Genomic DNA, 24,367 nt, shown 5'->3' with positions numbered 1-24,367 from the left:
GTCGCGGTCTATGGGGCGGTGCGAAGTCTCGGACACCTTTGCCCGGCGTCTCTTGTTCAGAGCGCCGGGTTCGTAATTCGTATGCCGTGCTGCAGACACATCATGGCCCGTGCTATAATTCCCATGTGCTCCGAGGTAAAGGAGGTGTCGCATGGCCCCTTACGAACCGACTGCCGTCGTGGCGAGCCTGAACGAGATCCGCTCGGTCATCCCCGACGAATTCGCCTCGCAGACCGGCAAGATCATCGACCGGATCGACCCCATCGTGCGGGTCTGGATCGAACGCTCGCCCTTCGTGACGATCGGCACCCACGACCGGGAGGGCCGCGTCGATGTCGCCCCGAAGGGCGATCCGGCGGGCTTCGTCAAGGTGGTGGACGACTGGACGCTGGCGATCCCCGACCGGCCGGGCAACCACCGCTTCGACACCTTCGCCAACATCCTCGAGACCGGACGCATCGGGCTGATGTTCATGGTGCCGAACCGCAACGAGGTGGTGCGCGTCAACGGTTCCGCCCGCGTTGTCCGCGACCGCGCGCTTCGCGAGACGATGGCGATCAATGGCCGGGTGCCGGAATTCGCGATCCTCGTGCGGGTGGAGGAGGCTTTCTACCATTGCGGCAAGTCGGTGATCCGCTCGCGTCTCTGGCAGCCGGATCAGGCGGCGCCGACCGACGGGCTGCCGACCTATGCGCAGGCGCTCATCGAACATGCGAAGCTCGAACGGACGCTCGAAGACGTGGAGCAGTCGATGAAGGACAACGAGGAGAAGCGGCTCTACGACGAGTGACGGCGGCAAAGCGGCGCATTGCGGGGAGCGTCGGAAGCGGGCAGGATCGCGCCGAAAGGAACCGCAATGCCCGCCATCCCCCCGCGCTTTTCCGTGACCCCCGAGGAGATCGACCGCGTAGTCGCGACCTTCTATGCCAGCGTCCGGGAGCATCCCGGCCTCGGCCCGGTCTTCGCGGCGCATGTCAAGGATTGGCCCGCGCACGAGGTGAAGATCGCCGCCTTCTGGCGCAACGCGATCCTCTACGAGCGCGGCTACGATGGCAACCCGATGGCGGTCCACCAGGAGGCCGGCAACGTCCGGCCCGGCATGTTCGACCCCTGGCTCGGGCTCTTCGACTCCGTGCTCCGGCACGAACTCGCGCCCGAGACCGCCGCGCAATGGTCCGCGCTCGCCCACCGCATCGGTCGGGGGCTGCGCTACGGGCTGGTGGAGGCCGCAACCCTGCCCGGCGGCATCCCGAAACTGGTCTGACCGCGGTCAGTCCCCGCGCAGGCAATGGCGCGGCGCGCCGGTCGTGACCGCGCCGCAGGCGGCGCAGCGATAGCGGTCCGCTCCGAGCGCGCGGTCGAGCCGCCAGCGGCAGGCGCGTGTCAGCGTCTTGCCCCGGCGCGCGAGCCAGAGATAGGTGAAGACGCCGAGGAGCAGGATCAGAAGCAGGATCGGCATGCCCTGCCCTAGCACGCGCCGCGCGGAGATGTAATATCCGCCGGTCCCATGCCGGAGAACCCCATGCCGAAACCGTCCGCGCCGGTCGTCACCATCGATGTCCGCATCGCGCGTATCGAGTCGCTGTTCGAGTCGCTCGACCCCTCGCCGTTCCATGACCGCGACCTCGACCCCAAGGCGCTTGACTACATCGTCGGCTGGGCGCGGGAATACCCGTCGGACGCGGCCTTCCGGCTGCGCCTGCACCTGCCGGGGCCGGAGGCGGCCCGCGCCGGCGCCGGCGATGTCGCGGCGGCGATCCGCGCCAACTTCACCTACTGGGCGGACTCGGAGGCGCGTGACCGCCGCGAACAGTTCCGCATGGGGCGCCGCTACCTCGCGATCGGCCTCTCGGTGCTCGCGCTCTGCCTGCTGATCCGCGAGTCGCTGCCGGCGCTGATCGGCGCCTCGCCGCTCACGCAGTTTCTCGGGGAGGGCCTCGCGATCCTCGGCTGGGTCTCGAACTGGCGGCCGCTCGAGACGCTGCTCTACGACTGGTGGCCGATCCACCGGCGGCTGACGCTCTACCGGCGGCTGGCGAAGTCGGAGGTCGAGATCGTTCCCGCCGAGGCTGGCTAGCGGCCGGTCCGGTTGCGCCGTCCCTTGCGGAAGGCGCGGATGTCGAGCCAGACGACGCCGATCCCGAGCGGGATCATCCAGAAGCCGAGCACCGGCAGGAAGCCGAGAAAGCCGCCCACGATCAGGAGCAGCCCGAGCACCGTCCGCAGCCCCGGTGGCACCTTGCGGTTGACGCGCGCGAGGAAGCGCCGGCTGCGTTTCGCAAGCGCCTTGATCTTCGCTCGGTCGATGAGGGCCATGGGCGCGGATTCCGGCGGCTGAAGGGGCGGAGCGACATCTGCCATATAGACCGGGAATGACTCCGCGTTAAGGGCGCCGATCCGCGCTGGTGCATTGACCCGTGGCGCGCCCACGTTCACACTTTCCCGAAGGTCAATCACCCCCGGGGGAGGCCTCCATGACTCTGCGTTCTGGCCTGCGACTCCTCGCCGCCGCGCTCTGCGCCGCAACGTTCGCGACTGCCGCGACAGCCCAGGATCTGTCCGGCTGGGGTGATGTCCGGGGCTTCCTGATCCAGACCCTCGCACCCGGACAAGAAATCGCGGCCTTCGCCTGGCTTCCCGACAATCCCGATCCTGCACTCGCGCGAGAGGCGATCGGCGTCGTCTATCCGGAGATCGTCGGATCGGCGGGCAATGTGGACATCAGGGTGGCGTACTACGCGCGCGGTGACGCCGGCTTCTCCATGAACCGCACGGTCAGCAACGTCTTTGGCATGGAGCCGCGAAACGCGCAGTTCCTGCCGGACCAGATCGAGGTCACGACGACCGTCCTCGGCCCCAATGACCCGCGCTGCTGTCCGTCGCTCGCGCGGGTCTGGTCGATCTCGCGCACCGACTGGAGCGCCCATCCGCTGAACTAGGCCGGGCGGCCCCGCTCAGACCACGCGTTCGACCATCAGCCGCTTGATCTCGGCGATGGCCTTGGCGGGGTTGAGACCCTTCGGGCAGGTCTTGGCGCAGTTCATGATCGTGTGGCAGCGGTAGAGCTTGAATGGATCCTCGAGCTGGTCGAGCCGCTCGCCGGTGGCCTCGTCGCGGCTGTCGATGATCCAGCGGTAGGCGTGCAGGAGCGCGGCCGGGCCGAGGTAGCGGTCGCCGTTCCACCAGTAGCTCGGGCACGAGGTCGAGCAGGAGGCGCACATCACGCATTCGTAGAGCCCGTCGAGCTTCTTGCGGTCCTCGATCGACTGGCGCCACTCCTTCGCAGGCCGGTTGGTCTTGGTCTCGAGCCAGGGCATGATCGAGGCGTGCTGGGCGTAGAAATGCGTCAGATCCGGGATCAGGTCCTTCACCACCGGCATGTGCGGCAGGGGATAGATCTTCACGTCGCCGGTGATCTCGTCGAGCCCGTAGATGCAGGCGAGCGTGTTGATCCCGTCGATGTTCATCGCGCAGGAGCCGCAGATGCCTTCCCGGCAGGAGCGACGGAAGGTCAGCGTCGGGTCGATCTCGTTCTTGATCTTAATCAGCGCGTCCAGAACCATCGGCCCGCACTTGTCCATGTCGAGGAAATAGGTGTCGACACGCGGGTTCTCACCGGTATCGGGATCCCAGCGGTAGATCTGGAACTTGCGGACATTGGTCGCGCCGGCGGGCTTCGGCCAGGTCTTGCCGACCCGCATCTTCGAGTTCTTCGGAAGGGTGAACTGGACCATGGGCTATCCCCTTTGCTCGCGGGTCTGGGCGCGTGTCATTCGGTGGCCGCCGCCGGCAGGGCGGCGATGCAGGCCGCCGCCTTCGGGCGGTCGGCATAGGACAGGATCAGCGCGCGGTTCTCGGCCGAGACCGCCTTGTAGTTGTCGGCGAGGCCGAGCTGCACGCTTTCGGGCAATGTCATCGCCTTCAGCACGCAACCGCCAGCTTCGGCGGGCAGGTCGGGCCGTTCGGCAGACAGCACCTTGTCGATCGCCAGCCGCGATTCCTTGCGCGTCGCGTCGGCGGTGATGACCGCGACACAGCCGGGCAGCAGGCCGACGGCGGCAAGGGCGACAGGGATCCGCATCAGTCGGTCCTCAGTGAAGCGCCGATCGTGGAACCGTCCTTGAGGAACAGGAGCGCGCGCTGCTGCTCGGCGAGCGTCAGCGAGTTCCACCGTTCGGCATCGCCGGGCAGGAGCGGGTATTCGACCGGCAGCGGCAGCTTGCCCTTGGCGGGCTTCGGCGCCGCGGCGCGCGTCGGCACCACGTCGGCAGCGTAGGTGGCCGTGCCGGTGCCGCCTTCGAGATAGGAGCCGCGATAGCCCGCGCCGCCGGTCATCGCGGCCGCGCCGCGCTGGCGCGGCGTATAGGCGAGATCGGTCGTCGGCGCCCCCGGCGCGGCCGCGGCGGGCGGCGTGCCGTAGGTATAGGTCCGCACCGTCATGCCACCGCCGCTCTGGACGGCGTTATACTCCCGGATCGGGGTCGAGGCCGACGCGGCAGACGCACCGTCCGGCGCCGAGGCGGACGTAGCGATTGGCGCCCCCAGCGCCGCCGCGCGGCGTTGAATGCAGGCGTTCACCGCCGCGGCCCCTTCCGCGGTGCCACCTTCGGCCGGCGTCACCGTCGGCGCCGCAACGCCACCGGGATAGGTATAGGCGCCGGGCGGGTTGACCTCGAACAAACACGAGGTCGCAATATCCGCCTTCGGCGAGCCGCATGCGGTCAGCGCCACGGTCGCCCCGAGGATTATGAACGCGACTCGACTGTCTCTGCGCATCAATAGACCCTCGCCTTCGGCGCGATCTTCTTGAGGTCGATCCCGCCCTCCTTCTCGGTCGTCAGCGGGTCGAGATGCACCGGCCGGGTCGAGAGCGTGACCCTGGCGCCGTCGACATGGGCCAGCGAATGCACCCGCCAGGTCGCGTCGTCGCGCTTGGGGTAGTCCTCGTGCGCATGCGCGCCGCGGCTTTCCTTGCGCGCCTCGGCGGCGACGATGGTCGCAAGCGCGTTCGGCATCAGGTTCGCCAGTTCCAGCGTCTCCATCAGGTCGGAGTTCCAGACCAGCGAGCGGTCGGTGACGGCAAGGTCGTCCATCTTGGCGGCGACCTTCTGCATCTTCCCGACCCCTTCGGCGAGCGTCTTGTCGGTGCGGAAGACCGCGGCATCGGCCTGCATCGTCTTCTGCATCTCAAGGCGCAACTCGGCCGTCGGCACGGCGCCCTTGGCATTGCGGAAGCCGTCGAAGCGCGAAAGCGCCTGGTCGACCTCCGCCCTGTTGACGGGCTGGTTGCGCTCCTTCGGGTCCACCACCTCGCCCGCGCGGATCGCGGCGGCGCGGCCGAACACGACGAGGTCGATGAGCGAGTTCGACCCGAGCCGGTTGGCGCCGTGGACGCTTGCGCAGCCGGCCTCGCCCACCGCCATCAGGCCCGGGAAGACCGCGTCGGGGCTGTCCTTCGTGGGGTTCAGCACCTCGCCCCAGTAGTTCGTCGGGATGCCGCCCATGTTGTAATGCACCGTCGGCAGGACCGGGATCGGCTCCTTGGTCACATCGACGCCGGCGAAGATCTTCGCCGATTCCGAGATGCCGGGCAGACGCTCGTGCAAGGTCTCGGGCGGCAGGTGGTTGAGGTGGAGGTGGATGTGATCGCCCTCCGCACCGACACCCCTGCCCTCGCGGATCTCGATCGTCATGCAGCGCGAGACGACGTCGCGGCTCGCGAGGTCCTTGTAGGTCGGCGCGTAGCGCTCCATGAACCGCTCGCCCTCGGAGTTGGTGAGGTACCCGCCCTCGCCGCGCGCGCCTTCGGTGATGAGGCAGCCCGAACCGTAGATGCCGGTCGGGTGGAACTGCACGAATTCCATGTCCTGAAGCGGCAGACCCGCCCGCGCCACCATGCCGCCGCCGTCGCCGGTGCAGGTATGGGCCGAGGTCGCGGAGAAATAGGCGCGGCCGTAGCCGCCTGTCGCGAGCACAACCATCTTCGCGTTGAAGACATGGATCGTGCCGTCATCGAGCTTCCACGCGACGATGCCGGTGCAGCGGCCATCGGTGACGATCAGATCGAGCGCGAAATACTCGATGAAGAACTCGGCGTTGTTCTTCAGGGACTGGCCGTAGAGCGTGTGAAGGATCGCGTGGCCGGTGCGGTCGGCGGCCGCACAGGTGCGCTGCACGGGGGGCCCCTCGCCGAACTCGGTCGTGTGGCCGCCGAAGGGGCGCTGGTAGATCTTGCCCTCCTCGGTGCGGGAGAACGGCACGCCGTAATGCTCAAGCTCGTAGACCGCCTTCGGCGCCTCGCGGGCGAGGTATTCCATCGCGTCGGTATCGCCGAGCCAGTCCGACCCCTTCACGGTGTCGTACATGTGCCACTGCCAGCTGTCCGGCCCCATGTTGCCCAGGCTGGCCGCGATGCCGCCCTGCGCCGCGACCGTGTGCGAGCGGGTCGGGAAAACCTTGGTCACGCAGGCCGTGCGCAGCCCTTGCTCGGCCATGCCGAGCGTCGCCCGGAGCCCCGCGCCGCCGGCGCCGACCACGACCACGTCGTATTCGTGAACTTCGTACGGATAAGCAGTCATCTTGTCAGTCCCTCAGAGCGCGAGCCGGATCAGCGCGTAAAGCCCGGTGGCCATCAGGCCGTAGGAAAAGCAGGTCACCGCGATGATCGAGAGCTTGCGGACGATCCCGTGGGTATAGTCCTCGATCGCGATCTGGGCGCCGTTCTTGAAGTGGTAAAGGCCGATCAGGATCGTCAGCCCCGCGACGATCGCCGGGAAGGGCCGGCTGTAATAGGCGACGACCTCCTCATGGGGCGCGCCGAGGATGTCGCCAAAGGTGAAGATGAAGAGCGGCACGAGGATCGCCAGCCCGACGGCCGAGACCATCATGTGCCAGTGATGCAGCGTGCCGGACTTGGCCGAGCCGAGGCCCTCTGCGCGCTTGCGGTCAGTGAGGTAACGCATGGTCCTGCTCCCTCAGAGGATGATGACGGTGAGAAGGGTCAGCACGACCGATCCGATGATGCAGCCCCAGCCGAGCTTCTCGGCGGTCGGAATGTCGAGGCCGCGGCCGCTGTCGTAGTAAAGATGCCGGAGCCCGGCGAGGAAGTGGTACCAGATCGCCCAGATGGAGCCGAGGAAGACCAGCTTGCCGAGCCATGATCTCAAGACCGCGTCGGCCACGGCGAAATAGCTTTCGCTCGTCGCCGCCGCCAGGAGCCACCAGACGATCAGGGCCGCCGCCACGACCAGCGCGTTGCCGCTGATCCGGGTCAGGATCGAGGTGAGCATCGGCACCTGCCAGCGATAGATCTGGAGATGCGGCGACAGCGGACGGTTGCCCCGGTTGACGTCGGCCATGGTCGGTCCCTCTCTTGCCTCAGCCTCGCGGCAGCGCAGAAACGCCGGCGGGCATCGAGTACTTCATGACCGCAAATCCCGCTCATGTCACGTCGCTTATGGCGCAAAAACGACGAATCCTCACGCGTTAGCGATAAAGATCGAATTTGTGATCACATAAAAAAATCTTGTGATCACCAATTTGCCGAAATCACGGTTCCCTGCAGCATTAACCCGATCGGCGACCGGCGGAATTCGCTTGGAGCGATCTTGGACGGTCTTTCCGCGAACACCGCCGTGAACGATGCGAAGCCGACGCGCCTGCGTCCCCGCCGGAGTTACACAGCGCGGCTTGAATCGCGTTGCCGCGTCGAGTGCGCATCGCGGTGACACCCCGTCGCCGCGCTGCCGCCGCCCGGTAACCCCATCATCGGGACCCGGCAAGCACGGCCGAGATCGCGACTGCCGGAACGCGCCCCGGCAGATAGCGCTCACCGCGATCAATCACGCACACCGGCTGCACAACATTGGAAACCAGGGCTCAATGGCGTGATCGTCCGGCCGGCAAAGGTCTCGCGCGGGCATGCTGATCACGGGGGCCACGCCAAGCACCGTGGTGACGGTTGAGACCGACCGCACGACTTCGCCGGACCGCATCGACGACCGCGTCGCCGTCACCTGGAACCTAGGCGTTCGCGATCAGTTTGGTGTTTTTTACCAACCACTCTCGAAAGTCCGTCTTGAATGGATTCGGGAATGCCTTCTGCAGGTCGGCACGATCGCGGAACAGCTCGCGCGCCGATTTGGGAATTGGTGATCCGTCACGGAATATGCCGTAGTACCACCACCCCTTTGGGATCAGTTGATCTGTGAAACGTTCGACTTCGCGCCGATACCAGGCCCAGACTTCGTGAACCTCGAAATTGTCCTTTGCGTAGCGCTCGGTCATCGTGTCGCCGACAGGACCGAGCTTGGTGAAGTGGTAGAACCGCAGCGGCACGCCGTTGACCAGGATCGATCCGTCCGCCGGGATCGTGACCCTCCGGTGGCTGAGGTTCCAGCTGGCAACATTGTAACCCGGATCGCGCAGCACCTTGACGCTATCGAAATAGCAGGGGATCAGGTTGCACCACTTCTGATCGACGAAGACCCCGATATCCAGCCGATCGACGCACCACGTGTGTAGCCGCGCAGTCCACCATTCGGCAAACGCGCGCGCTTCGGCATCGTTACGAACAGCCAGGAAACCGAGGTTGTAGGTGCCATAGTGCAGCGAGGTGATCTCGTTGTCGCGCACGGCCATTTCTTCGGTGTCGGGAGTGGTTTGGTGAGGGGTCAGCACGATCGACCAGTCATCCAGAAGATCCACGACCGGCTGCATCGGGCCGAATACCGCGATGTCAGGGTCGAAATAGACGATCTTCTCCGCGTCCGGTTGCTCCATGATATGCAGAAGCGCGCGCCCCTTGACCGCCGTGCATGCCTCGACGATGTCGTGACGAAACAGCCAGGGCTCGGTGATATCGCCGAACAGCTCGTCGGCGGTAACGACCCGGTCGAAATCTTCGTCGGCGGCGTTGAACCGGAAGCCCGGGGGTGGATGGTCCGTGATCACAGCCCAGATCACCCAATCGGGGTGCTGCCTGCGCAGCGAACTGGCAAGCACACGGGCACGATTCAGGTAGCTGAACGAAAAGCTTGTATAGGCGTGGACTTTCATGCCGCGGTCATTCTTTGAAGAGTTGGTATCGCCATATCGCTGTATCGGGCGTGCAAGGTCTCGGCTCGCCGCTGCTCGCGGACTCGCAGCGCCAGGTCGCGGCACTCGGAACTGTTGAGCCACTCCGACACGGCGTCTGCAGAGTCCATCACCACACCGCGGCCCGTGGCTTGCACCAACGCCGCGACATTACCCGAGCGCACGTCCGTCACAACGAAGGCATGGCTCGCCAGCGCCTCGGCGGCGGTCAACGAAAAGGTCTCAGGCCAACCTGCGAAATGAAGAACGAAATCGATGCCGGCTGCGGTCAGCGCGCGGGTCATCGCATCGGGCGCTTCGGACGACGCCGCGACGTAATGCCTGGCGATATCCAGCTTGACCTCATGACGCCCGAAATAGTGGAACTCGATTTCCGTGCTGGCGGAATGATCCGCGACCAGCCGTTCGAATTCGAGCCAGCCCTTGTGGGCGACCGGCGCCCCAACGAACGCAACCCTGATCGGCGCGGCATCCGCACGACCGAGGCTTGGCAACGGCTTTGGCCGAGCCACCGCGTCAAGAGTGATGTGCGGTTGCACGACCACGTCGTGCAGCCTGTAATCGCAGGCTCTGGTCCAGACATCCGCGGCGACCTGAGACGGCGCCAGCGCCGTCACAGCAATCCGGTCGAAGAACTCTCTGAGGCGCTGCATATGCGCGGCGCGGGAAGCGCCAAAGACGCAGATTCCACACGCCGGCGATCCGACGCCGGGCGCGCCGCAATAGCTGATGGTGTTGCGCATCAACGTGTAGCTCTGGCAGGCGGCGAAGAAGTCGTGGAGCCAGAAACAGCAGCGGCTGTCTCCGCCTGCCTCGATCAGCCGCGCGACCGCCTCGGGAGCGTGGCCAAGCAGGTGATGGACGACGAACCGGAAGCTTTTCCCCAGAACCGTCAGGCTTTCTACCGCCGCCATTATGTCGGCATACCGTGCCACCCCGATCACGGAACCGTCCAGCGTCAGGCGGAACACGGCCGTGTCGGTCTCGCTTTCCGGCAGCAGCGCTGTGCAAGTGCGCACCGGGTGAATGTTCAGATAAGCCATGCCGGCGGTCGCGGCGCGGGCGGCCTCGATCTGAATGCAGATCTGCGTACCGCCGGTAACTTTCAGGTAGTTGTCGTGCGACACGCTCACGACAACCTGTTTGCTTGCCTGCGCGAGTGCGAAGGTAATCGCTTCCGCCTCGAGCACCGCTTCGAGGATCTCGGGCAGCGGCGCCAGTACGGACTGTCCGATCCGGGACGAAATCGCGCGCAGGACCTCGACCTGCTTGCTGCTGGTCCGAGCTAGCGGTTTTGGCGCCGGTTTTGGCGGCGGAGCGTCGAAGATGGTCTTGAGCTGCGTGATCCGCGCCTGAACCAGATTCGGCATATCGGCGGACCGGAGCAGACTGCGCGTGGCGCGGCGGTGGCGGGCATTCAACCAGAAGTAAAGGGAAAACGGGAACTTCCGAGCCCGGTTGGCAAGCCGCAATGCCGCGGCATGCTGAACGCCCCACTGTTCATGCAGCTTGTGCAACTCGTCCAGCCTCGCCTGCGCGATGCCAAAACGCCGCGAACAGTCGGCTTCGGCGCGGCGGGCGACATCCCGGCTCTCGGCGGCCGCTGCCTCGGCGCGATTGACTGCAACCCGGCTCTCAGCAGCCACCGTTATTGCGCGGTCGGCAACCTCCCGACTCTCCGCAGCCTCAGCCCTGGCACGGTCGGCAGCTTCCCGGCTCTCGGCAACCTCGGCCCGAGCGCGATCGGCAGCTTCCCGGCTCTCCGCAGCCTCGGCCCGAGCGCGGTCGGCAGCCTCCCGACTCTCCGCAGCCTCAGCCCTGGCACGGCCGGCAGATTCCCGGCTCTCGGCAACCTCAGCCTCGGTGCGCTCCGAATCGCACGATGCCGGAGGCACCCGCAACCGGCGCGCCGCGATCTGCCGTCGAAGCGTTTCGCGGCTGTATTGGGGTTGCTGGAGCAACAGCAGCACCAGATCATCGGCCGTTTCGATGAGTGGTAGGGCAAGTGCGTCGATCCGTTCGGAGAACCTCGCCGCATTTTCGGAGGGCAGGAACAACAGGCCGCATTCCGTCCCGCCGGAGAAAATGTCGAGTGCCGAGTGATTGAAGTTGGCGGACGTGAACGCGGGAGTATTGAGTCCGCAGCAAAAATAGCCCTGCCCCTGCATGTGGCGCAGCAGATCGAGGCCGCGACCGACATCAAGCACTTCACTAAACACGACCGGCCTGTGATCGGCCAGAATTCGGGCCGCCCCCTTGAGGGCCGGGAGTTCGCCCCCCTCAAGGTCGAGCTTTATGAAGTGCACCGCGCCGTCAATTTCATCGTCGAGCCGCACGAGTTCGACCGGGCCGTCTTCCGCATCCGCCGCCAGCCGGATGCCGCCCGCATTCCCGCACTGCGGTTCAATCAAGCGCCCGCGCCCCGTCATTTCGGCGAGACCACGAGCCCGAACGTCGATGTTCCGCACAGCGGAAAGTGCAGCATTCCGTTCCAACACTGACCGGTTCTCGGCCGATGGCTCGAAACAGATCACCCGTCCGCGTACGCCAACTCTTTCCGAAAACGCCCGCGCGTGTGTTCCAAAACAAGCTCCGCCGTCGACGACGGTTTCGCCGTAAGCCATAAAATGGAAAAGTATTTCCAGTTCGGCTTGCGCCCATTCCCCGTACTCACGCAGGGAGTTTCCGATTATGTCTGAGCTGCCGGGGATGCAAAAAGGACCATACCGCGTCTCGATTTCGACGGACGGATGTCGTCCTTCAACAAGAGTAGAGTTCTGACTGTTAACATCCAAGATAGTCATACCTGTCCATCCAGCTTTCCTGACACAACAAACACGGCGATAATCCAACCACCGGAGGGATAATTGATTCCGCGCAAGGCAAAACACCCGCCCCAGATTGTGGCGGTTATCACGGGTGATTCTATCTATACCTGAACTGTCAGCGATCAGATCGCCTTCTAGTTAGCCGCGTGGGGGCGGTCAAGCACCCCGCGGCACAAATCGGTTCTTGACCGGGATTCTCCCTCCCCGGAAAAGATTTGCCGGTCTCGAGGCGGGTTGGGAAATGCGCGCCGGATCTTGCGCGGCAGGCCCCTGTTGGCGGCGTCCACATCGTCTGCCGCGGGGAGGCCGCGGCCAGGGTTGTTCGCAGGATCCTGACCCTGAGAACCGATCCGGGCGGGGTGCGAGTATCCCTGCACATTTCCAAAAGGAACGGAGTGTCCAGATGCCGAAGGAACGATTTACGGACGCGCAGATCACATTTGCGCTCAGGCAGGCGAAGGCACAAACGAGCGGCGGCAATATCTTCCTGAAGGTGGGCGCGGCGGTCGCAACTTTCAGGCGCCGCAAGAAAGTCCAGGTCGAAATGGGCGGCAAGCCATAGTCTGCCGCCGACGCAGTGGATGGGCGTTGATGGTGTAACCGCCCATTCGGCGGAATCCATTTGCCAAGGCGGGACCGCAACGATCCAATTTGGGAGGCCATCGAGTTGGAGATTACCCCGTCGGACCGGACTTGGCGAAGAATGTGGTCCGGGCGCACGGGGCAGGTATGGATGGGCGGTTGTTTAAAGGGTTTCCCAGACGTCCCGACCGGTCTTGTCGAGACGATCGAGCGAGCAGAAGAGCGACAGCGTCAGCGTGGCTTCCCAACTTTCTCCGCCGACCCGCGCGATCCGACCATCCGCCATCTCTTCAGCGACCACGCTTTCCGGAAGCCAGGAAAGGCCGCTGCCCGACAGCGTTCGGCGTTTGATGGCTTCGGTGAGTGCGTCCATGTAGCGAAGGGCGAGCGGCGCTTCTCGGCGTCCGATCGTCTGGTCGACCACGGCGCCAAGGAAGCTGCTGGGATCGTATCCGAGATAGGGTATCGGCGCGACGTTCGCGGCATCCAGATTCCAGCCGTGCCGGCTTGCGGCCTCGGCCTGGGCTACCGGGAACATCTTTTCGGTGCCGATGTCTTTTCGCGTGAACTGCGCCTCGTCGAAGATCGGCTGAACGTCCTGGTGGCTATAGCAGAGCAGGAAGTCGCAAGTGCCGTCTGACAGCATCTGACAGCAGGTCCGCAGATTGTCGGAATACACCCGGACACGCAGATTCGGAATGTCCTGCTCCATCTGGCCGATGCGCCGGGAGAGGTAGTTCACGGAGATCGTGTGCAGCACCGCGAAACGTTGAAACGCGGTGACGCCCCGCTCCTGCGCTCGGAGCGTCTGGCGCATATCGGTGAGTTCCGCGATGGCGTTCCGCGCGACGGGCAGGAATTGCTGTCCAGCCTCCGAAAGCTGGACGGGATAGGTCGATCGCTTGATCAGCGGGACGCCGATCCAGTTCTCCAGCGCCTTGATACGGCGGCTGAAGGCGGGCTGGGTGATGTTCCGCTCCTCTGCCGCACGCGTGAAGTTCAACGTCCGCGCCAGACAGGCAAAATCCTGCAACCAATTCAGGTCCATCGCCTCCTCCTCGACAGCGCCATGCTACACGGCTCCGAGCGTCATGCAATTTCGGCATGATTGGATGACATGTTTGAATTGGCGCGGTTCGCCTTCACTTGCTTAGACTTGCCTACCGGCTGCGCCCGGCGCAGCCCGCAAAGGCTGACGGCACAAAAGACCGTCGAAGAGCCTTCTCAACCGGGAGATGATCATGACATCGAAGCTCACCTGCACTACCGCCTTCGCCATTGTTACGATGGCCGCGTTTCCTGCCGTTGCAGAGACCACGGTGCGTCTCAGTACTTATGTGAACGAAGCCGACATCCGCTACGAAGGATTTGTGCATTTCGCTGATCTGGTCGCCGAAAAGACCGGGGGCAGCGTCAAGGTAGAGGTGTTCCCGTCCTCGACGCTCCATGGCTGGTCCGAGGGGGTAGACTCGCTTCAGGGCGGCGTCTCGGATATCTCGTGGATCAATGCAGACAATCGCCTGCCGTGCTACGCGGTAACGTCACTTTACCCGGCGCTCGTGGATCTGTCCGAGCAGCCGAAACTCGACGCCGACTACGCCAACCTCATCCGTGACGAGGCGGCACAGCAGGGGCTCGTGCCGCTTATCAACTCGAACTATTCCTACGATCAGGAGTGGTGGTTCGAGGAACCAATGGGCGACATCGGCAAGCTGGACGGCAAGCTTGTTCGCTCGATCGGCCCGCTCGTGTCGATGATGATCGAAACCTGGGGCGGCGAACCGGTGTTCGTGGCACCGAAGGAAGTGTTCCAGTCCGCCGAGCGCGGCGTCGTCGACGGGATCAACATGGGCGTCGCCACCTATTCGTCCTGGAAGCTTTGGGACGTCATGCCCCACATGGTCAATGCGAACCTGTTCTACGGCAACATTATCTACATGATGAACAAGGACAAGTTCGACGCGCTCACGGCCGAAGAGCAGGCCGCGGTCTCCGAGGCCGCCGCCGAGACCGAAGTCTGGCTTCAGCCGAAATATGAAGGTTGGGTGGACGAGCAGGTTGCAGCCGCGGTTGCAGCGGGCGGGACGGAAGAGAACCTGTCGGCCGAGGCCAGCAGTGCGTTGATCGCAAGCGTAAAGGACAAGTGGGATGTAACCGTTGATGAGGCCTGCGGCGCCGAACTGGCCGGCCAAGTTCGCGAGCTTCTGGCAAGCCACGCTCCCTGACGGTGCGACCACCCGGCGGCCCCGCGTCTCATCCGGGGCCGCCACGCGTGTTCCGGCAAAGCGAGGCAAGTTATGACTGAGGGATTGGACCATCTGATCCGAAGAATCGAGCGGATCGTCGTCTGGGCCGCCGCCGCCGGCGGGATCATCGTGCTGATCCAGATGCTCTGGATCTCCTACGGGGTCTTTACGCGTTACGGTTTGGGCAAACCCGACCGGCTGGTGACGGAGGCAACCGCGCTGCTGCTTTTCCCCGTCGCTTTCGCAGGTCTCGCTTTCTCGCTCCGCGAGGATGCAATGCCGAAGGTGACGATGCTCGTCGATCACTTTTCGATGCGGGTGCAGCACGTCTTCGCCATCATAAACCACGCGATCATGCTGGGTGTCGGCGTGTTCCTGGCCTATGCGGGCGTCAGCGCAACGATCCGATCCTTCAACTCGGGCGTCGCATCGGAAATCCTGCACTGGCCGCGCTGGTGGTTCTGGGCGCCGGGCGCGGTGGCGCTTCTGCTGTTCGCGTTTTATGTTGCGCTCAGGCTGTTCCGCCTGGTTCTGACGCTCGCCTCGGAAGGAGACGCCTGATGGAGTGGTATTCCGTCGGTCTCGGGCTGTTGATCCTGCTGATGATCTTCATCGTTATCGGCCTGCCCATCCCCTTCGCGCTCGCCGCCGCGTCTCTGCCGTTTCTCTGGGACATCCAGGGATGGTCGACTTCTGTCGTCTCGACCGAGCTGAAGCTCTGGGGGGTCTGGATCGACTACATCCTTCTCGCGGTGCCCTTGTTCGTCTTCCTCGGTGAACTCATAGGCAAATCGAACATCGGACCGAACCTCTACCAGTTCCTGCATCAGGGCGTGCGGCTCAAGGGGTCGGCCGCCTACGGCTCCATCGGTGCAAGCGCGGGTTTCGGCGCGGTCTGCGGGTCATCTATGGTCGGCGCACTGACCATCGGCGGCGTGGCACTGCCGGAGATGCTGCGTCTCGGTTATGGCAAGCGGCTTTCTTCCGGCGTTCTTGCCGCGGGCGGAACCCTGTCAGTTCTCATCCCGCCCAGCCTGATCCTGCTGTTTTACGGCATCGTCACGGATCAGAGCATTGGCGACCTGTTCATCGCAGGGGTCATTCCGGGCATCATCCTGGTCAGCGGCTTCGTCATCGTTGTGCTGATCTGGGGCAGGCTCCGGCCCGCCGATATTCCGTCAAGCGAAGACGCGGCGAAAATGCCGCTGACGATGATCCTCGGCACCGTTGGCCCCGTGGCCCTTATCGGTCTCGTTATCACCGTGGCCATCTATGCCGGCATCGCGACGCCGACCGAGGCCGCGGCGGTGGCGGCGCTATTGACGGTGATCATGGCCTTTGGCGTCGGCGGGCTGACGTGGCAAGGATTCAAGGACGCACTTTTCGCCACTATGCGGACGATGGGGTATCTCGGGCTCTTGCTATCGGCTGGCGTGCTCTTCGGCTTCGTCCTCACGTACTATCGGGTGCCGCAGCAGTTCACCGAGCTGTTCCTGTCCTTCGACCTGTCACCCTATACGGTGCTGGCGATCGTCATCGTCTTCTACATCGTGCTGGGCATGTTCCTCGAGCCGGTCTCGATGACCTTCATCACCCTGCCGACGATCTTTCCGCTGATGGCTGCGGCTGGCTTTGACCTGATCTGGTTCGGCGTGGTCTACACGATCACCATGGAAATTGCGGTTCTGACGCCGCCGGTGGGACTGAACCTCTACGTGATTCAGGCGATCAGTCGGGACAAGGTGAGCATCGGCGACGTCATCATGGGCTGCCTGCCCTTCATCGCGGCGATGGTGTTGCTGATCATGATCCTCATCGTGGCGCCGGACGTTGCGCTCTGGCTCCCGGGCCAGATGCGCTGATGGACGGGCTACCCTACCTCCGCGCCGGCAGCGGGCCTTCCTTCGTGCTGGTGCATGGCTATCTTGGCGGGGCGGAGCAATGGCGTCATGAGCTCGACCATTTCTCGAACCGGTATGACGTGATTGCGCCGAACCTACCCGGGTTCGGCGCAGCAGCCGATCGTCCCGCATGCGACACCATCGCGGGAATGGCCGAGGCGGTATTCGGCTTGCTCGACGAACTGGCGGTCGGCGACTTCATCTTGCTTGGCCATTCCATGGGCGGCATGGTCGTTCAGGAAATGGCGCGCATGCGGCCCCAAAGCGTGTTGCGGCTTATTCTCTATGGGACCGGCCCGCTTGGTTTGATGCCAGACCGGTTTGAGCCCATTGCAACCTCGCGCGAGCGCCTGCTGACCGATGGAGTCGAGGCGACGATCGGGCGGATCGGCGCGACCTGGTTCAAGAGAGGTGCCGAGGCGCGAGGTTACCGGCTCGTTACCCAGATCGGCGCTTGCGCCCGCCGCCCGGCCGCCGAGGCTGGGCTAGGCGCGATGGCGGCTTGGGATGGGCGTTCGGCGCTAACAAGCCTTACCATGCCAACACTTGTGGTATGGGGCGACGCCGATCGCTCATATCGCTGGCCGCAGGTCGAGACGCTCTGGACCAATCTTCCTGATGTGCGTCTTTCCGTAATTCCCGGCGCATCACATGCGGCACATCTCGAAAAACCTGCATTGTTTCATTCGCTCATCGAGGATTTTCTCTCCGAACCCGCGACGGCGGAGAACGCAGAAGACCGCTGAAACAGGCCCGCCTCCTGAAAAGTGGTCCCTCCTTGATTATGGCATTCGCGCCGTCGGGCTTCTCGCCGTCTATGGCCCGGGCTTCATGCGACCTTTCAGGCTGGTTTCGGTAGGGCTGCAAAGGCGTTCGGCGCCAAGTTTTCGAGCGCCGCGTGCGGCCGTTGCTCGTTGTCGCATCTACGCCAAGCCTCCAGCTTTTCGGCGGCATCCGCAAGGATCCTGAACAAGTATTGGGCAACGACATACGCAATGCCGAATTCGTCAGGGAGAACTCATTTGCACCCGTACTTACGCTCCGCGCCAAGTGAACTGCCCGCCTAAAACATAGCGGAACACTCCAGCTTCAAACGGTCTGGACTTCGGGGATCAAATCCGCTTGCATTCATTCGGGGCGCGGACGGCCACGATAGAGCGTTCATCAATCGACCACTCATCGTCCGGCATCAGGCCTCGTGCCAAGCTGGTCTCCTTCACAGATGCCAGATTGAAGGACGAGCAGTGCGTTCTTCGAGTCGCTTTTATCAACACGGTCCAAATCGCGTTTCAAGGCGGCTCGTTTTTCACTGTCGCGGGCGGCATCTTCCCGGTGACCACAGATCAGGCAATCAGTTCGTCGCTCGGGATCGGCGTCGACCACGGGGTCGTGATGAGGTCGCCCGGATCGATCTCGTAGAGATACCCGTCCATCACGTGGCTGTTGCCGAAGTCCGCGACGTAGATATGCGTCTCGCCGCTGCCATCGCTGGCCGGTGCAAGCTCGATGTCCTTGACATGAACACGCGTGTCAGTGATCGGATTTCGATAGTCTTTCAGGAGATCCATATCTGCGAGGATGTTCCCATCGCGGTCGACTTTCCAGACGTGATCGCTGAACCCGCCCCCGACGTAGAAGACGTCCTCATTGCTGTCATATGCGAGGGCTTCGACGTCCCAGGAACTCGACAGCACCAGCGTGGAGTATACCTGTGACCCGGTGTAGTCCGTTTCGACGATCTTGTGATCCGTTTCGCCGCTGAGAATGAACAAGCGATCGTTCGCGGCGTCGACCGCCGTATCTTCCGGATCGTTCGCGCCGAGCGCGATCGCGTCGAAGGAATACAGCAGCGTCGTCGGGTCGTCGGGGTCCACGACATAGATCTCGCGCGTGTCGTCGTCGGAGATGAACATCAGCTGGTCCACGGCGTCTATGGCCAGTCCGGTCGGCTCGTCGGTGAATGAACTCGGTGTGTAGCTCTCCTGCAGGAAGCCGGCGCGGGTCAGGCGGAAGATGTCGGTGAAATCGAAATGCGGCTCCTCGTCGATCTCGGAGTCCGAGAGAAGGAAGCTGTCCGTGAACGGGTCATAGGCGAGGCCCGACGGGTCGGGAATGCCATAGGCGGCCATGGAGTATTGCGCGACCACCGATGGCGCCGATCCGCCTCCGGGAACAGCCAGCGCGTCGATCGTGTAGCTGTCGATCAGGGTGCCGCCGCCCGCGACCGACCAGAACTCGAACGTGATGCTGGTCTCGCTGGCTTGGACGAGCATGGTGCCGTAGTCGCCGTTGTAGCGGACCTCGCTGCCGCCGATTGGCGTTGCGAAGCCGGTTATTCCGTGTCCTCCGAGCCCGGTGACGAAGTAGGGAAGCACCTCGCCGTCGCCATTATCGTCGCGTAGGATGCGTTCGTAGGTATGGTCGTGGCCGTTAAGGACCGCTGTCGCGCCCCAATCCTCGAATGGCCACTGCAAGGACGTCGTCGATCCGTGGCTGTCGCCGGAGGAATAGGCCGAATGATGGAAATACACGATCTTGAACGTCGACGTCGAAGCGGCCAGCGCGTTCTGCAACCATTGGCCCTGCACTGAACTGCTGCTTGAGCCGTCCAGTTCCTCGCCGTTGCTGTTCACCGCAAAGAAATGCACGGGGCCGATTTCGAAGTCGTAATAGCGCTCGTTGCCCGGCAGGGTGAAGTAGTCGATATACTCGGCGAACAGTCCTTCACTGTAATCGTGGTTTCCGAGCGCGGGGAAGAAGTGGTTGACGGAACTCCCCGACCCATATGCGCCGGAATAGTTGCCGATATAGTCGGAGTAGAACTGGCCAATCTGACTGTCGACCGTGTCAAGCGGGTTATAGATATTGTCTCCCGTCGTCACAATGAATTCGGCATTGAGGTTCCTGACCAGATTGGCGACAGCGGCCGTGCCGGCGCCGTCGGCCCAGTCCCCGAACGCGGCAAACCGGATCTCGGCGACGTCCGCGACATCGATCAGGATGGTTTCGGTCACCGACAGCCCGCCGGAATCCGTGGCCGTCACGTCGAGTGCGACGACCGGTTCCTTCTCGAAGTCGATCCGCACGCCGTCCTTGAGCTTGAGCAGGTTGCCGACGACCTCGAAGCGCGGGTCGCTGACCGAGAAGATGTGGGTGTCGCCCTGATCCGGGTCGCTCGCGCCCAGAGTACCCGCGATGGCGCCGGAAATATTCTCCGTGAACGGCCCCGCGGATGTGAGAACGACCGCCGTCGGCGGCGCGTTCACGCCGACCGCGATGGTGACGAGGCCGGTCGCGCTGTCGCCGTCGAAGTCGGTGATCGTGTAGGTGAAGGAATCCGAGCCGATGAAGCCGGCCGGGGGCGTATAGCTGAAGCTGTTGTTGGCACCGGCGATCACCGTTCCGCCTGCCGAGCTGACGCTGTCAAAGCCGGTGACGCTGGCCGGCCCGTCGCCGGGGTCGTCGTTTGCCAGCACATCGCTGATGACGGCCGGCGTGTCCGGCGTGGTCGATACAGCGTCACGCACCGGGTCCGGGGCGCGGTCGATCGCGATCGTGGCGAGTGCCGCATTGGACGGGGAGATCCCGTCCGAGACCGTGACCTCGACCGTCCGCTGGGTCGGGTCGGGCGTCTCGCTCGAGTTCTGGAACAGGATGCGCTGCAACGCCGTCTGGTAATCCGCGAGCGGTGCGAGGCCGGTCAGGACGATCCGGTCCGCCGTCGAACTGGAGTCGACCGAGATGCCGGACGGCAGCCCCGCGGTATCGACCGACAGGACATCGCCCTGCTGCGGGTTCGTCAGTACGATGGTCGCGCCCACCAGATGGGTGCTGTCGCCGTCCGTGATCAGCACATCCGCTCCGGCAATCGCGACCGCCGCGGCGTTTTCCAGATAGGTCGTACTATAGCCGGTGCCGCCGCCGGGCCCGTCCAGGTCGACCTGGGGCGCCTCGGTCTGTTGCGGCGGCAGGAATTCGATGTGCAGGAGCGGCGCGCCGGTTGCGTCGCCCTCAAAGGCTTCGGCCGTGCGGGTGCCGGTGCCGGTGATGATGAAGGCCATCGAGTTGAGGTCGGTCCAGCCTGACCGGTTCACGATCTCCTGCACGATCGCCGTCAAATTCGGGGTGCGCTGGGCGTCGCCGGCCTCGCCCCTGACGGTCCAGTCGGGTGGCACCCACAACGCGGATGCGTCCGTCGTCATGCGCGCGGACAGAATCCCCGGAGTGCTGGTGAACGGCGCGGCATTGTCGCTGTCGTCGCCACGGATCTCCAGCGAGGCGGCGCCGGTGCTCACCTCGTCGGTCTTGAACTGAATGTAGGCGTTGGTGATGATGGATCCCTGCGGGATACCGATCGCGTTGAAACGGATCCCGACCGTCTGCAGGTTGCCGCCGTCATTGATCAGTTCGAGATCGCTGCTGTTGGTGTAGATCGAGCCCGAGGGTCTTTGCTCGATGTCGTCGGCACCCGAACTCACCCTTTGCTCGAACGTCACCGGCGTCACGTTCTCGACGACATCGGTCACCGTCACGGCGATGTCCTGGGTGGCCGGGAGCCCGCCCGCGTCGGTCACCGTGACCTGGACCTCGTAGACATTGTCGGTGTCGGCGTCGCCCGGCGCCTCGAAGTCGGGCGGGCTATTGAAGCTGAGAACCCCGGTGTCGGGATCAATCGAGAAGTGCCCCCGGTCGGCCCCGCCGGTCAGCGCATAGGTCAGCCCCGCGCCCTCGGTGTCGAAATCGTCCTGGGCTTCGACGTCGATCACCGCGGTCTGGTTCTCGGCCGCGGAGATCGCGGACGCGCTGGTGATTTCCGGGGCGGCGTTAGCCTTGGTCACCGTGATCGCGAGATCCTGGCTTGCCGTCAGCGTGCCCGAGTCCGTCACCGTGACCTGAACCTCGTAGACATTGTCGCCGTCGGCATCGCCCGGCGCGTCGAAGGCGGGTGGGCTGTGGAAGCTGAGAACTCCGGTGTCGGGATCAAGCGCGAAGAGCGCGACATCGGCGCCTCCGGTCAGCGTATAGACAAGCCCCGCGCCCTCGGTGTCGATATCGTCCTGGGCCGCGACGTCGGCGGCTGTGGTTCCACCTTCGGTCACCGAGACTGCGGCAGCACTGGTGATCTCCGGCGCCTCGTTGACACCGGTCACGGTCACGACGATGTCCTGGCTCGTCGGGAGCCCGCCGCTGTCGGTCACCGTAACCTGAACCTCGTAGCGGTTGTCGCCGTCGGCATCATCCGGCGCCTCGAAGTCGGGCGGATTGAGGAAGCTGAGCGCGCCGGTGTCGGGGTGGATCGAGAAGCGCGCGGCGTCGGCGCCCCCGGTAATCGAGTAGGTCAGCCCCGCGCCCTCTGTGTCGAGATCGTCCTGGGCTTCGACGTCGATCACCGCGGTCTGGTTCTCGACCACCAAGGCCGCCGATGGAGTGGTGATCTCAGGGGCGGCGTTGATCCTGGTCACGGTCACGACGATGTCCTGGCTCGTCGGGAGCCCGCCGCTGTCGGTCACCGTAACCTGAACCTCGTAGCGGTTGTCGCCGTCGGCATCGCCGGGCGCGTTGAAGGCGGGCGGGCTGTGGAAGCTGAGAACTCCGGTGTCGGGATCAAGCGCGAAATGCCCCTGATCGGCGCCCCCCGTCAGCGCGTAGGTCAGTCCCGCGCCCTCGGCATCGATATCATCGAGCGCCGCGACGTCGGCGGCGATGGTCCCGCCCTCGGTCATAGAGACCGCGGCGGCGCTGGTGATTTCCGGCGCCTCGTTGACACCGGTCACCGTCACGGCGATGTCCTGGCTGGCCGTAAGCCCGCGTGAGTCCGTCACAGTGACCTGAACGCCGTAGACATTGTCGCTGTCGCTATCGGTCGGCGCCTCGAAGTCGGGCGGGGAGTTGAAGCTGAGCACCCCGGTGTCCGGGTCGATCGCGAAATGCGCGGCATCGGCCCCGCCGGTAAGCGCATAGGTCAGCCCCGCGCCCTCGGTGTCGAGATCGTCCTGGGCGTCGACGTCGAGCACCGCGGTCTGGTTCTCGGCCACCGAGGCGGTGGCAGGAGTGGTGATGACAGGCGGTTCGCCGCCCTCGGCCGGCAGCCACTCGATATGGAGCAGCGGCGCCGCGGCCGCGTTCCCGTCGAAGGACTCGGCCGTGCGCGTGCCGCTGCCGGTAATGACGAAGGCGATGCCGTTGTCCGCGACCCAGCCGGGCCGGCTGATGATCTCCTGAACGATCGCGGCGAGATCCGGCGTCTGCTGGCCGGCGTCTGCCGCGCCGATGATGGTCCAGTCGGGCGGGGTCCAGATCACCGCCGCATCGGTGATGGGGCGCGACGAAACGTCGAACTTGGTCCGCGAGTAAGTCGCCGCGTCGTCGCTGGCCTGCCCGCGAATCTCCAGCGACACCGCGCCGATGTCGGACTCGTCGGTCTGGAACTGAATCCAGGCGTTGGTAATCACCGCGTCCTTGGGAATGGCGATGCCGGTGAAGCGGATCCCGATCGTCTGCGCGCCCTTGGCGCCATCCACGGACAGTTCGAGATCGGTGCTGTTGGTATAGATCGAGCCGGTATTGCGCTCTTCGACATCGTCGGCGCTCGCGGTCACCCGCGTCTCGAAGACGTTCGGCGCAATGGCGGTCGCGGCGAGCGCGGTGGCGGAGCCGCCCGAGGTCGGCGCGGCGGTCACGGTCACTGCAAGATCCTGGCGGGTGGAGAGCCCGTCCGTGTCTGTCACCGTGACCCGGACCTCGTAGACATTGTCGCCATCGGTGTCGGCCGGCGCCGCCACATCGGGCGGGCTGAGGAAGCTGAGCGCGCCGGTATCGGGATCGATCGCGAACTGCGCGGCATCGGCGCCGCCGGTCAGCGCATAGGTCAGCCCCGAACCCTCGGCGTCGAGATCGTCCTGGGCCTCGACGTCGAGCGCCGCCGTCTGGCTCTCGGCCACCGAGACCGAGGCGGCGCTGGTGATCTCCGGCGCGGCGGAGAGGATCGTGAACTGGCTGGCCGTCACGGTGGAATTCGGCGCGAAGCTCGCGATGGTCACAGCGGCTGCGGGGCCGGCTCCGTCCGGATCCCACAGCAAGTACGGCTCGGCCCCGCCGGTGAACACGAACTGGCCATGACCGATGGCGGTTGCAGACGGGCCGACGACGAACCAGTCCGGATCCAGCCGGCCGCCTGTCAGCCCATTGCCTTCCGTCAGCCCGAACTCCGCCGCATCGATGCCGAGCCAGTCCTCGGACGTGAAGTCATGGATCGTGTCGGCGCTTGCCGGGTCGGACCGGATGACGAAGGTGTCCCGTCCGGATCCTCCGATCAGCTCATCATTGCCGGTGGCGCCGACCAGAGTGTCGTCTCCGTCGCCTCCGTCGAGAAGGTCATTCCCCGACCCGCCATCGAGAATGTCGTTGCCGCCGTTCCCTGCCAGGGTGTCATTCCCGTCGAGGCCGAACACCAGGTCATCGTCCGCGAAGCCAGAGAGTCCGTCTTCAAACTCGGTTCCAACGATGACATTGGGCGGACACATGCCGACTTCCCCTCGAGTGACTGGTTGAAAAAATGGCGAATGAATTGATTTCCAAGCGAAATTCTGGGTGTATCCCCAGCTGGACCACGCGGAATATCAATGGGGTATTATACCTCCTCGCCCTTTGGGTTAATATCACGACGAAGAAGTACCCCTTTGGAGGACGTTGTCGCGCCAACCCGACGCGGGAG

At 64.4% G+C, this 24,367-nt stretch carries 21 protein-coding genes and 1 pseudogene; 9 read left to right on the top strand and 13 right to left on the bottom strand.

The genetic code is table 11. The features are described from left to right. Positions 1-151: 151 nt before the first annotated feature. Both OM960_RS13780 and OM960_RS13775 read left to right on the top strand, forming a co-directional pair. Positions 152-790 carry an MSMEG_1061 family FMN-dependent PPOX-type flavoprotein gene (locus OM960_RS13780; RefSeq protein ID WP_263337652.1) on the top strand — a complete coding sequence of 213 codons (639 nt, stop codon included), beginning with the start codon at positions 152-154 and terminating at the stop codon, positions 788-790. Positions 791-856: 66 nt separating this feature from the next. Beyond that, on the top strand, positions 857-1,264 hold the full coding sequence (locus tag OM960_RS13775; protein ID WP_263337653.1) for a group III truncated hemoglobin: 408 nt from the start codon (positions 857-859) through the stop codon (positions 1,262-1,264). A 6-nt stretch (positions 1,265-1,270) separates the two neighbouring features. Here OM960_RS13775 and OM960_RS13770 read toward each other — a convergent pair whose 3' ends face one another. Beyond that, positions 1,271-1,459 (bottom strand): hypothetical protein, encoded by a 189-nt coding sequence (locus OM960_RS13770; RefSeq protein WP_263337655.1) that lies wholly within the window; start codon positions 1,457-1,459, stop codon positions 1,271-1,273. Positions 1,460-1,522: 63 nt separating this feature from the next. Between OM960_RS13770 and OM960_RS13765 the strand changes: the two genes are divergently transcribed. Continuing rightward, on the top strand, positions 1,523-2,077 hold the full coding sequence (locus tag OM960_RS13765) for a hypothetical protein (protein ID WP_264772369.1): 555 nt from the start codon (positions 1,523-1,525) through the stop codon (positions 2,075-2,077). On the opposite strand, the gene OM960_RS13760 is transcribed toward OM960_RS13765, so the two are convergent. Further along, a complete protein-coding gene (locus OM960_RS13760; protein ID WP_263337658.1) occupies positions 2,074-2,316 on the bottom strand; it encodes a hypothetical protein in 243 nt (80 codons plus the stop codon). The two genes, OM960_RS13765 and OM960_RS13760, sit on opposite strands and share 4 nt — an antisense overlap. Before the next feature lie 158 nt (positions 2,317-2,474). Between OM960_RS13760 and OM960_RS13755 the strand changes: the two genes are divergently transcribed. Beyond that, on the top strand, positions 2,475-2,939 hold the full coding sequence (locus tag OM960_RS13755; RefSeq protein WP_264772368.1) for a hypothetical protein: 465 nt from the start codon (positions 2,475-2,477) through the stop codon (positions 2,937-2,939). Between the two features lie 15 nt (positions 2,940-2,954). On the opposite strand, the gene OM960_RS13750 is transcribed toward OM960_RS13755, so the two are convergent. The 8 genes from OM960_RS13750 to OM960_RS13715 form a co-directional block, all read right to left on the bottom strand. Next, on the bottom strand, positions 2,955-3,734 hold the full coding sequence (locus tag OM960_RS13750) for a succinate dehydrogenase iron-sulfur subunit (protein ID WP_263337663.1): 780 nt from the start codon (positions 3,732-3,734) through the stop codon (positions 2,955-2,957). A gap of 35 nt (positions 3,735-3,769) precedes the next feature. Next, positions 3,770-4,081, bottom strand: coding sequence for a hypothetical protein (locus OM960_RS13745; protein WP_263337666.1), 312 nt, complete (start codon positions 4,079-4,081; stop codon positions 3,770-3,772). After that, positions 4,081-4,776, bottom strand: coding sequence for a hypothetical protein (locus OM960_RS13740; RefSeq protein WP_264772367.1), 696 nt, complete (start codon positions 4,774-4,776; stop codon positions 4,081-4,083). Before OM960_RS13740 ends, OM960_RS13745 begins: the two co-directional genes overlap by 1 nt. Continuing rightward, positions 4,776-6,578, bottom strand: a complete 1,803-nt coding sequence (gene sdhA, locus OM960_RS13735; protein ID WP_264772366.1) for a succinate dehydrogenase flavoprotein subunit — start codon at positions 6,576-6,578, stop codon at positions 4,776-4,778. Before sdhA ends, OM960_RS13740 begins: the two co-directional genes overlap by 1 nt. Before the next feature lie 12 nt (positions 6,579-6,590). After that, positions 6,591-6,962, bottom strand: a complete 372-nt coding sequence (locus tag OM960_RS13730) for a succinate dehydrogenase, hydrophobic membrane anchor protein (RefSeq protein ID WP_264772365.1) — start codon at positions 6,960-6,962, stop codon at positions 6,591-6,593. A 12-nt stretch (positions 6,963-6,974) separates the two neighbouring features. Beyond that, positions 6,975-7,358 carry a succinate dehydrogenase, cytochrome b556 subunit gene (sdhC, locus tag OM960_RS13725; protein WP_263337677.1) on the bottom strand — a complete coding sequence of 128 codons (384 nt, stop codon included), beginning with the start codon at positions 7,356-7,358 and terminating at the stop codon, positions 6,975-6,977. Between the two features lie 664 nt (positions 7,359-8,022). Continuing rightward, positions 8,023-9,057 (bottom strand): glycosyltransferase family protein, encoded by a 1,035-nt coding sequence (locus tag OM960_RS13720; protein ID WP_263337679.1) that lies wholly within the window; start codon positions 9,055-9,057, stop codon positions 8,023-8,025. Beyond that, positions 9,054-11,720 (bottom strand): FkbM family methyltransferase, encoded by a 2,667-nt coding sequence (locus tag OM960_RS13715; protein ID WP_264772364.1) that lies wholly within the window; start codon positions 11,718-11,720, stop codon positions 9,054-9,056. Before OM960_RS13715 ends, OM960_RS13720 begins: the two co-directional genes overlap by 4 nt. Before the next feature lie 607 nt (positions 11,721-12,327). On the opposite strand from OM960_RS13715, the gene OM960_RS13710 reads away from it, so the two are divergent. After that, on the top strand, positions 12,328-12,486 hold the full coding sequence (locus OM960_RS13710) for a hypothetical protein (RefSeq protein ID WP_264772363.1): 159 nt from the start codon (positions 12,328-12,330) through the stop codon (positions 12,484-12,486). Between the two features lie 183 nt (positions 12,487-12,669). Here OM960_RS13710 and OM960_RS13705 read toward each other — a convergent pair whose 3' ends face one another. Continuing rightward, a complete protein-coding gene (locus tag OM960_RS13705; protein ID WP_263337686.1) occupies positions 12,670-13,554 on the bottom strand; it encodes a LysR family transcriptional regulator in 885 nt (294 codons plus the stop codon). A 193-nt stretch (positions 13,555-13,747) separates the two neighbouring features. Here OM960_RS13705 and dctP point away from each other — a divergent pair, with 193 nt between their 5' ends. The 4 genes from dctP to OM960_RS13685 all read left to right on the top strand — a co-directional run bounded on the left by dctP (position 13,748) and on the right by OM960_RS13685 (position 17,399). After that, on the top strand, positions 13,748-14,731 hold the full coding sequence (gene dctP, locus OM960_RS13700) for a TRAP transporter substrate-binding protein DctP (RefSeq protein WP_264772362.1): 984 nt from the start codon (positions 13,748-13,750) through the stop codon (positions 14,729-14,731). Positions 14,732-14,803: 72 nt separating this feature from the next. Beyond that, a complete protein-coding gene (locus OM960_RS13695) occupies positions 14,804-15,313 on the top strand; it encodes a TRAP transporter small permease (RefSeq protein ID WP_263337689.1) in 510 nt (169 codons plus the stop codon). Beyond that, positions 15,313-16,614, top strand: a complete 1,302-nt coding sequence (locus tag OM960_RS13690; protein WP_264772361.1) for a TRAP transporter large permease — start codon at positions 15,313-15,315, stop codon at positions 16,612-16,614. The genes OM960_RS13695 and OM960_RS13690 overlap by 1 nt, the downstream gene beginning before the upstream one ends. After that, positions 16,614-17,399, top strand: a complete 786-nt coding sequence (locus OM960_RS13685) for an alpha/beta fold hydrolase (RefSeq protein ID WP_264772360.1) — start codon at positions 16,614-16,616, stop codon at positions 17,397-17,399. The genes OM960_RS13690 and OM960_RS13685 overlap by 1 nt, the downstream gene beginning before the upstream one ends. A gap of 95 nt (positions 17,400-17,494) precedes the next feature. Here the strand turns inward: OM960_RS13685 and OM960_RS13680 are convergent. Together OM960_RS13680 and OM960_RS13675 are read right to left on the bottom strand one after the other, a co-directional pair. Further along, positions 17,495-17,623 (bottom strand): annotated as a pseudogene (locus tag OM960_RS13680) (integrase core domain-containing protein); the annotation flags it as partial. Between the two features lie 373 nt (positions 17,624-17,996). Then, complete coding sequence (locus OM960_RS13675) at positions 17,997-24,176, bottom strand: cadherin domain-containing protein (RefSeq protein ID WP_264772359.1); 6,180 nt, start codon at positions 24,174-24,176, stop codon at positions 17,997-17,999. Positions 24,177-24,367 lie beyond the last annotated feature (191 nt).

This window comes from Defluviimonas salinarum, assembly GCF_026013545.1.
In the GTDB taxonomy this organism is placed as follows: Bacteria; Pseudomonadota; Alphaproteobacteria; order Rhodobacterales; family Rhodobacteraceae; genus Albidovulum; species Albidovulum salinarum.
Note: the sequence above shows the minus strand (reverse complement) of the source record. Positions and strands in the feature narration are given on the sequence as shown.